7 protein-coding genes are annotated in these 9399 nt (G+C 62.9%); 4 read left to right on the forward strand and 3 right to left on the reverse strand.

Going from position 1 to position 9399, the window contains the following annotated elements; all coding sequences use genetic code 11:
* Positions 1-43: 43 nt before the first annotated feature.
* On the forward strand, positions 44-2197 hold the full coding sequence (locus VGL22_RS16625) for a prolyl oligopeptidase family serine peptidase (RefSeq protein ID WP_465268061.1): 2154 nt from the start codon (positions 44-46) through the stop codon (positions 2195-2197).
* On the opposite strand, the gene VGL22_RS16630 is transcribed toward VGL22_RS16625, so the two are convergent.
* Positions 2177-2428 (reverse strand): hypothetical protein, encoded by a 252-nt coding sequence (locus VGL22_RS16630; RefSeq protein ID WP_465268062.1) that lies wholly within the window; start codon positions 2426-2428, stop codon positions 2177-2179. The two genes, VGL22_RS16625 and VGL22_RS16630, sit on opposite strands and share 21 nt — an antisense overlap.
* Before the next feature lie 393 nt (positions 2429-2821).
* Here VGL22_RS16630 and VGL22_RS16635 point away from each other — a divergent pair, with 393 nt between their 5' ends.
* Together VGL22_RS16635 and VGL22_RS16640 are read left to right on the forward strand one after the other, a co-directional pair.
* Positions 2822-4204 carry a bifunctional diguanylate cyclase/phosphodiesterase gene (locus tag VGL22_RS16635; protein ID WP_465268063.1) on the forward strand — a complete coding sequence of 461 codons (1383 nt, stop codon included), beginning with the start codon at positions 2822-2824 and terminating at the stop codon, positions 4202-4204.
* Between the two features lie 142 nt (positions 4205-4346).
* Positions 4347-4904, forward strand: a complete 558-nt coding sequence (locus VGL22_RS16640; RefSeq protein WP_465268064.1) for a plasmid mobilization protein — start codon at positions 4347-4349, stop codon at positions 4902-4904.
* Here VGL22_RS16640 and VGL22_RS16645 read toward each other — a convergent pair.
* The gene (locus VGL22_RS16645; protein ID WP_465268065.1) at positions 4901-6295 is read right to left on the reverse strand and encodes a class I SAM-dependent rRNA methyltransferase; all 1395 of its coding nucleotides are present in this window, start codon (positions 6293-6295) and stop codon (positions 4901-4903) included. The genes VGL22_RS16640 and VGL22_RS16645 overlap by 4 nt on opposite strands.
* A gap of 42 nt (positions 6296-6337) precedes the next feature.
* Positions 6338-6769 carry a c-type cytochrome gene (locus tag VGL22_RS16650; RefSeq protein WP_465268066.1) on the reverse strand — a complete coding sequence of 144 codons (432 nt, stop codon included), beginning with the start codon at positions 6767-6769 and terminating at the stop codon, positions 6338-6340.
* Between the two features lie 375 nt (positions 6770-7144).
* Here VGL22_RS16650 and VGL22_RS16655 point away from each other — a divergent pair.
* On the forward strand, positions 7145-9399 hold a 2255-nt coding region (locus VGL22_RS16655; RefSeq protein WP_465268067.1), incomplete at its 3' end, for a RelA/SpoT family protein.

Genomic DNA, 9399 nt, shown 5'->3' on the forward strand with positions numbered 1-9399 from the left:
CGCCGGCGCCGCCCCCTCGCGTATCCTGTCCCCGGGGGAACTCATGAGGCGTCTTCTCATCGTGGCACTGGTTGCGTGCGCCACTCTCCAGTGCGCCGCTCTCACTCACGCCCAGGCCATCCACGGACGCGACGGCATCACCCTCCCGCCGCCTCCTGAAGTCGCCAAACAGCCAGTAGTCGACACTTACTTCGGCACCAAAATCACGGACGACTACCGCTGGCTCGAAGATGCAAAGAGTCCCGAAACCCGCCAGTTCATCGACGAGCAGAACGTCTACACCCAGCGCTACCTCAAGCAGGCGAAGATCCGCACCCAGTTGCTCGACGACCTCGACGGCCTGGAGCACGTCTCCCGCTGGTCGCTGCCCGTCGAGCGCAACGGCAGCCTCTTCTTCCTCAAGCGCATCGCCGGCGAAGATCAGTCGTCCATCTACGTGCGCCACACTTGGGCCGGCAAAGACGAGCGCCTCATCGACCCCGCGCAGCTCAGCCGCGATCCCAACACCTCGCTCACCCTCGCGGCCGTCTCCCGTGACGCCTCCATGATCGCCTTCGGCGAGCGCGCGGGCGGCGCCGACGAGACCGTGCTCCACGTCTACGACCTGAAACAGAAGAAGACCCTTGAAGACGAACTGCCCGCCGCGCTCTATCGCTCCATCAGCTTCACGCCTGACGGCAAAAGCATCTTCTACTGCAGGCAGACGCGCAAAGGCACGCTCCTGTACGAGCACCAGATCGGCACGCGCCCCTCAAAAGACGCGCTGATCTTCGGCAATGAATTCCGCGGCGAGGCGCTCGGGCCCATCGATTTGTTCACCGCCAGCGTCACGGAAGATTGGCGCTATCTCGTCATCACTATCAACCGCGGCGTCCCCGCTAAACGCGTCGACATCGTCTACCGCGACCTCACCAAAAAAGATGCGCCGTTCGATCTCATCGTGTGGGGCATCGACAACCGCTTCTCCGCTATTCACGCCGGCAACGCCTGGTACGTCAAAACCGACTACCACGCGCCCAACGGCTGCATTCTCAAAGCTGACCTCGGCGGCATCATGCCCGACGTATGGACAAAGATCGTCCCTGAAGGCTCTGACGTCATCGACGACTTCTCCATCATCGGCAGCAAAATCTACGTCAAGCGCCTCAAAGACGTGAAGACCGAGATCACCGCCTACACCTTCGCCGGCAAGCCCGCCGGCACCATCGATTTCGAGGTAATCGGCTCAGCCTCCTCCATCCAGGGCCATCCCGGCGAGCGCTACGGCTTCTTCAGCTTCGAGTCATTCATCCAGCCGCCCACGCTCTACCGCCTCGACACCACGACCGGCAAGCGCGAGCTCTTCGCGCAGCCCAAGGTTCCCTTCAACACCGCCGACTACCAGCTCAAACAGGTCTTCTACCAGTCCAAAGACCGCACCAGGATCCCCATGTTCATCGCCGGTAAAAAAGCCCTGAAGCAGGACGGCAGCGAGCGCCTGCTCATGACCGGCTACGGCGGATTCAATCTCAGCATGCCCCCGCGCTGGAACCCCGCGTGGGCCTGGTGGATGCTGCAGGGCGGCTGGTTCGCCCAGCCCAACCTCCGCGGCGGCGGAGAGTACGGCGAAAAATGGCACCAGCAGGCCATGTTTGAAAAGAAGCAGAACGTCTTCGACGATTGGTTTGCCGCGGCACACGACCTGATCGACAACAAATACACCTCGGCCGAGCACTTCGCTATCACTGGCCGCTCCAACGGCGGCCTCCTCATGGGTGCCTCCATGACGCAGCATCCCGAGCTCTTCTCTGCCATCTGGTGCGGCTATCCGCTGCTTGACATGCTGCGCTACCAGAAGTTCGAGCAGGGTCCGCAGTGGACCACCGAATACGGTTCCGCTGAAGATGACAAGCAGTTCTTCTATCTGCTGAAGTACTCGCCTTACCAGAACGTGAAGCAGGGCACGGCTTATCCCGCCATCATGTTCTTTACCGGCGACAACGACACCCGCGTCGATCCTCTGCACGCGCGCAAAATGACTCCGTTGATGCAGGCCGCCTCGTCAAGCGGCCGGCCCATCCTCCTGCATTACAGCGTGAAGGGTGGCCACTCCGAGGGCGTCAGCGTAGAACAGCAAATCCAGGACGATGCCGACCAGCTCGCCTTCCTATGGACAGAGACCGGGCCCGCGAAGGCCTCACGTGGGCCTGCGAAATAGATCCTGGCGTTGCGGCGCGAAGACCGGCCCGTGCCTGCCGAGTTCCCGCACGCACTCAAACGGAATGTGCAACTTGATCCGCGGAACTCCCGTCAGCAGAAGAAGGTCAACCAGTCGGCGTTCCTCATTCACTCGGATCACGATATAGACGTGCGCGCTTCCCATCTGCCGGACCCGGGCGCCCACCTGCGGGTCGGCGCCATGCAGACTAAGAGACGGGCGAGAATGCATCCCTGCGGAGCCCACCAGATGACCTCTACTCCCAGGCTGCGGCGCGCTCTGCCGCCGCCAAACCTGCCGCCCGCGCCACTTGCGGCGCCGGGGGCTCTGCTCCCTTCGGAGGCACAGCCGTTTGCGAAGGTTGTTTGAGCCCTCAGGACTCCCGCAACTGTCGAGCAAACGTCACCACCCATGCGCCTGTCTCGCATCGAACTCATGCGCGCGCCGTGACTAAGGCGCAAGCGGGCCAGGCTCAAAATCGGAACAGAGGCGCAAGTTACCAAGGTAGGCTGTTCCGCCGTAACCTAACGAATCCCCTTTTCCCTCCGATAACTTCCTCGTAAATGCATAGTCCTGCGGGTTCCGGGCCATAGTTGCGCCGTCCCGGTGGAGGGGTCGAAAGGGATGATTCAGGAGACATTGCCGAGCGAAGTCATGTTTGAGCAGGAGAGCGCGCGACTGGCCGCTCTATACGCGACAGGCATTCTCGATACTCCGCCTGACTCCGCGTTCGATGCCATTACCCGCCTCGCGGCCAAACACTTCCACGCCGACGCCGCTCTGATCGGCTTTGCCGACGAGACACGCTTCTGGGTCAAAAGCCACTGGGGCGAGGTCCTGCGCGAAGTACCCAGGCAGGGCTCCTTGTTTGAACTGGCCCTCGCGCACGATGCTGCCTGCCAGATTCCAAATCTTACCGAGTGGGCTGATTCGCATGGGTGCTGGCGGCATGTGCCGGTCCGGGACTTCGCCTCGGCCGCCATCGTTCCGGTACGCTCCCAGGATGGCCTGGTGCTCGGTTCGCTCACCATCCTCTGCCGGCAGGCGGGCAGAGCCCTCTCCCCTTCGGAGCTGCAGACCCTCGAAAACATGGCCGAGATGGCCTCTGCACAGGTGGAACTGCAACGACTGAAACGCATCACCGCGCGCCAGCAGACCAGGCGCGCCGAGGCAGCCCGCAAATCCACAGCGAACTGGCCCCGCGGCGCCGATCTGCGCCGGGCTCTCGAACGGCGCGAATTCGTCCTCCACTACCAGCCGGAGGTCGACCTCGCTTCCCGCCGCATCGTCGGTCTTGAGGCCCTCATCCGCTGGCGTCACCCCGAACGCGGGCTCATCCCCCCTATGGACTTCATCCCCGCCGCTGAAGAAACCGGAATGATCCTCCCCATCGGCGACTGGGGCCTCGCCGAGGCCTGCTCCCAAATCCGGCTATGGCGCGAAGAAGACCCCCGTCACGCCTCCCTCCGGGTGGCAGTCAACCTTTCCGCGCGCCAGTTCCTGCGCGAAGGCCTGGCCGATCACGTCGACTCCCTGCTGCAGCAGTCCGGCACGTCCAGCCGGCAGCTCGGCCTCGAGATGACCGAGTCCAGCCTCATCCCCAACGTGCACACCGCCCTTGAAGTGCTCGCCGGCCTGCATACCCTCGGCATCTCGCTTTCCATGGACGATTTCGGCACCGGCTACAGCTCCCTCTCGAACCTGCACTCCTTCCCGTTCGATGTGCTCAAAATCGACCGCTCCTTCATCGGCCGTATGACCGACGGCGACCAGCCCCTGCAGATCGTCCGCACCATCATCGAACTGGCGCGCGTGCTGAACATGGACGTCGTCGCCGAAGGCATCGAAACCCGCGAGCAGTACACCTTGCTCCGGCAGATGGGCTGCCGCTATGGCCAGGGATTCCTGTTCGCCAAACCCCTGCCCGCCGAAGACGTCTCCCAATTGCTGCGTCTTCCCGGTCGCGTATTGCCGGATCCCAACGCGGCGCCCTCTTACCTGGCATAGGCCCTCAAGCGCCGCCAACCGCAGCCGGCCCCGGAATTCCAAAACGGAAAAGCAACGCCATCGTTCCAGACTGGGAATTTCGTGGCCGGGCTGAGCCGTTCTTCTGCTGAAGTTGCGGGCCCCCCGCCGTACGCTCGAATTCATGTCAGCCTCCGCACAGGCGCAGCCCTCCCCCAAAGACCGAAGCTTTGCGGGCCTGCTGGCTGAACTCGCCGCTCCTGAAAAAAAATTCCCTCCCGCACGCGACCTCGACGGCCTCGCCGACGACATCGCCACCCTCAGCTATGAAAGCGCTTTGAAAACACACGCGCGCTATCGGCCCACCTTCCCCCCCGCCGCGGAGTTGCCGCGCATCGTTGAGGTTCTCCCGCAGACCTCGCCACCTGCCATCAACACGGCTGCCCTGCCTGCCGGCAATCCTTCGGCTCCCGCGCAGTCAGTCGCACCGCGCAAGCTGGCGAGCATCACCGTCCGCCTCACGCGAGCCGAAGATGAACAATTACGCCACCGCGCGGCCGAGGCGGGATTGACCCTATCGGCCTATCTGCGTTCCTGCGCATTTGAAGTGGAGTCTCTGCGCGCACAGGTAAAGCAGACCATCGCCGAACTGCGTCAGGCCGAGGCTGCCCCGCCCCTGAAGCGCCCCTTAACCCGCCTGTTCGCATGGAGACGCCGCAGCGACGGTGCGGCGGGACTCTAATCCACTTCCAGCACCAGGCACTTCAAATACTCGCTCTCCGGCAGATTCAGCACCACGGGATGATCGAGCGCCGCACCCCGCCTCTCCAGAATCCGCACCCGCCGATGCGCATCACCGGCCGCGGACGCCACCGCCCCCTCCAGGTCGCTCCAGCCCACATGATGCGAGCACGAACACGTCACCAGCAGCCCTCCCGGACGAAGCATCTTCAACGCGCGCAGGTTCAGTTCCTTATACCCCCGCAGCGCGCCTTCCACCGCCCGCTTGCTCTTCGCAAACGCCGGCGGATCGAGCACGATCGCGTCAAAGCTCTGCTTCGCATCGGACCAGTCGCGCAGCACCGCGAACGCATCCGCCTCGACCCAGTCCACTGCACCGGTCAGCTGCGCGCGATTCGCTTCGAAGTTGCGCTCCGCAACTTCGAGAGACGCTCTCGAAGCATCGATTCCGGTGACTTCACGGCAGGTCTGCGCAAGGTGCAGAGCAAATCCACCCTGATACGTACAAACATCAAGGGCCCTGCCTCCCGGCGCCAGCCGCCCGGCCCACTCCTTTGCCGCGGCATAATTGAGGCGCTGGTCGAGAAACGCGCCGGTCTTCTGGCCGGCATTGGCATCATAGTGAAACTTGAGGCCGTTCAGACGAAAGACCGTGCTCGTCTGCAAAGACTCCTGATCCCGGGTCCAAAGAGGCGCGGCAGCGGGCGCGGAGAGCCCTTCGAGTTCCCGTACGCGCGGGTCGGGGCGCTCAACAATGGCGGCCGGCGCGACGAGCTCGCGGAAGACCCGCACGCAGGCAGAGCGCACATCTTGCGAATCCAGACCCTTTGCGAGCAGTTGCAAGACAACCAGATCCCCGTATTTGTCGGCAACCAGCCCGGGCAATTCGTCGGCCTCGCTGAAAACCAGGCGGCAGGAATCGGTATTGGAGTCGAGCGGCTCGAGCCGCGTGATCCTTCGCTCGATGGAACGACGCAGGCGGCCTTCAAGCAACTTCAGCCATTGCCTCTCGTCGATCGCCTCATGCGACACCATCCGCAGCGCGATCTGCGAAGACGGACTGTAGAGCGCCGTTCCCAGCAGCAGGCCGCGATTGTCTGCCACCGGCAGCAGTGCGGGCGCTTCGCTGTTTCCCGTCTCCAGATTCTCGATGTCGGAGGCGTACACCCACACATGTCCGCTGCGCAGCCGGTCCGCGGCCCTGCGGCTGATGCGCGCTCCGGGGGTCCTTCTTTCCGCAGGCGGAGCCGAGACCCTGCCGTCCCTGCGGGACACGTCGGCAGACCCCGTTTTTCTATGGCTCTCTGTGGTTTGCGGATTGGAAGGCGCCCCGGCACGCTCTGCCTTGGGCGCCTTCTGTTTCTGGTTAGAGTTCTTCTGCGGCTTCGCCATACGCTCCTCAAAAACCCGCCGGAGCAAAGCAGCCGCCGGCCGTCATTTGGCCTGAATACTCTCCAGGTAACGGCTCAGGTTGCTGACTCTGAGCTGCGCCTCCTGGCTGCTGACGTTGCTTATCTTACCAAGCAGCGGACCCCACACCGGCATCTGCGCCGAGCCGTGCGCGGCAGTGGTCGAGCCGAACTGCAGCACAGACACCACGTGCGTGTCCGGGTATTTCCCCTTGTGCGCCTTCGCCAGGGTGGTCAAATCGGTCGGGGGCGCCTTCAAAGCACCCGCCACCGGTCCGTTGCCTCGGCCATCGGCCCCGTGGCAGGGCGCGCAATAGCTGCTGTACATCAGTTTGCCGTTCGTGGGGTTTACCTTCCCCACGGGAACGATGATCTTACTACCTTTGGATTCATTGGCGTAGCCCGCGGTCAGGAGAAGTGTGGCCGCCGCTGCCGTAAACATAAAGCGCTTCAACATAAGTTCCTCAGTTCTGGACATTGGAGCTTGGCCAGGTGAGCGCGTCCCGCGTAGATCCCAGTGGCGGGTGTTTCCGGCAGTGAAGCCGCACGCCTGCGGGATCCGAATACAGAACGGACTCTGGGCCAGCCGTAGTCCGCACGGTACTCTACGCCCCGTTTCGGGTGCCTGGGCTGTGATTGCGGACACATTCAAGTGCGCCGGCGCGCACCGACGAACCCATGCCGGGAACGGTACGATTTAATGGCATAAGGCCCATTCTCCGGTGGAATTGGAGGCTTTGACCCCGGGTGCCTGTTGGCAAGCCGGCTGGTTGTCTCCGCGGCCAAGATGGTCCTGAGATGCGTCTGAAACACGCTCAGCCTATAATGAAGTATGGCGACGGTCCGGCAGACCATACCCGACCCCTCTGTACCTGTAGTCGAGAGCACCCCGGAGGTGCGCCCCGAACTCCGGACTTCTGCCGCCAAACCACGCCCCCTCCTCACCCAGTCCGATATCGACCAGCGCTTTGAGCGGTTTGTTCGTCAGGTGTTGGCGAACCGTCCCAATGAAGACGTTTCCCTCATCCGCAAAGCCTGGAAATTCTGCGTGGAGCACCACGCCGGCCAGATGCGCGCTTCCGGTGAACCGTACATCATCCATCCGTTGGAAGTGGCTGAAGTCCTGGTCGAGATGAAGCTCGACGCAACGGCGATCGCCGCCGGCCTGCTGCACGACGCAGTCGAAGATACGCCCGCCACCAGCGAGGGCATCGCCACCGAGTTCGGCGACCAGGTCGCCCACATCGTCGAGGGCGTCACCAAAATCGACAAAATCCAGTTCGCCAATCGTGAAGACCGCCAGGCCGAGAACGTCCGCAAGATGCTCCTCGCCATGGTCACAGACGTCCGTGTGGTGCTGATCAAGCTGGCGGATCGCCTTCACAACATGCGCACTCTCGAGCACCTGAAACCCGACCGCCAGGAGGCCATTGCCCGCGAGACAATGGACATCTATGCGCCCCTGGCTCATCGCCTCGGCATGGGCAAAGTGCGCGGCGAGCTCGAAGACCTTGCCTTTCGCTACACTGACCCCGTCAGCTACGAAAAGATGTCCGAGGCCGTGGAGGCCCGGCGCCTCGAAGGCGAGCAATTCCTTCGCGGCGTAGAAGATGCTCTCGCCGAGCAGCTCCGCGAGAACAATGTCGAAGCCCGCGTGGAATGGCGCATCAAACGCCTCTACTCCATCTTCCAGAAGATCCAGCGCAATAAGAGCTCCTTCGAGCAGGTCTACGATTTCCTCGCGGTTCGCGTCATCACCCAGGACGTCGGCTCCTGCTACGCGGTGTTCGGCCTCATCCACTCGCTGTGGCGTCCCGTTCCCGGCCGCATCAAGGACTTCATCGCCATCCCCCGCGCCAACCGCTACCAGTCCCTGCACACCACCATCATCGGCGAAGGGGGACACCAGTTCGAAGTCCAGATCCGCACCGAGGAGATGCACCGCATCGCCGAAGAAGGTATCGCCGCGCATTGGAAGTACAAGTCCGGCGACGCCGTCACTGCGCGAGACGAAGAGCGACTCAACTGGATCCGCCAGCTCGTCGAGTGGCAGAAGGAGATGACGGATCCCAATGAGTTCCTCTCCAGCCTGAAGATGGATCTCTATCCCGATGAGGTCTATACCTTCACGCCCAAGGGGAAAGTCGTTGTCGTCCCGGCCGACGGCACGCCCGTTGACTTCGCCTACACCATTCACACCGAAGTAGGCCACACCTGCGTAGGCGCCAAGCTCAACAGCCGCATGGTGCCGCTCCGCACCAAGCTGCGTACCGGCGACATCGTCGAGATCATCACGCAGAAAGACCACAAGCCCAGTCGCGACTGGCTCAGCTTCGTCAAAAGCCCGCGCGCTCGAAACAAGATCAAGCACTGGCTCAACGAAGACTCCCGCCGCCGCGCTGTCGAAATCGGCCGCAAGCTGCTCGAGAAGGAAGCTCGGCGCTACAAGGTCCCGCTTAACCAGATCGATGATCAGGACCTCGGCCGTATCGCCAATGAATATGGCGTTGCTACAGCAGCCGATCTGCTCGCTACCCTCGGTCAAGGCAAGCATTCCGCGCATCAGGTGCTCGCCAAGCTGGCGCCCGGCATGGTTCATCAGCCCGGCGAAGACGTTTCAGCCGAACCACAGCCCGGCGACGGCTCCATGTCCGAGGCCGTCCGCAAACTCCACCTCACCGGCTCCGACTCCCTCCAGGTCGAGGGCCAGAACGACCTCCTCGTCTATCGCGCGCGATGTTGCAATCCCATCCGCGGCGAAGAGATCGTGGGCTACGTCACCCGCGGCAAAGGCGTAGCGGTCCACGCCCGCAGTTGTCCCAACGTGCAGAATCTGCTCTATGAGAGCGACCGCCGCATCGCCGTCGAGTGGTCTCGCGTAGGCGACGCGCTACCCGGCCGCCAGCAGCGCTACCCGGTCAAGATCACTGTGTTCTGCGACGACCGCGCCGGCATGCTGAAGGAACTCACTGCCGTCATCTCCGACGACGACACCAACATTCGCGGCGTCGACACCAAGCACGACAAAGACGGCGAAGCCGCCGTTGAATTCGTCGTCGAAGCCGAAGACCTCCGCCACCTCAACAA

Source organism: Occallatibacter sp., assembly GCF_036502485.1.
Lineage (GTDB): Bacteria > Acidobacteriota > Terriglobia > Terriglobales > Acidobacteriaceae > Telmatobacter.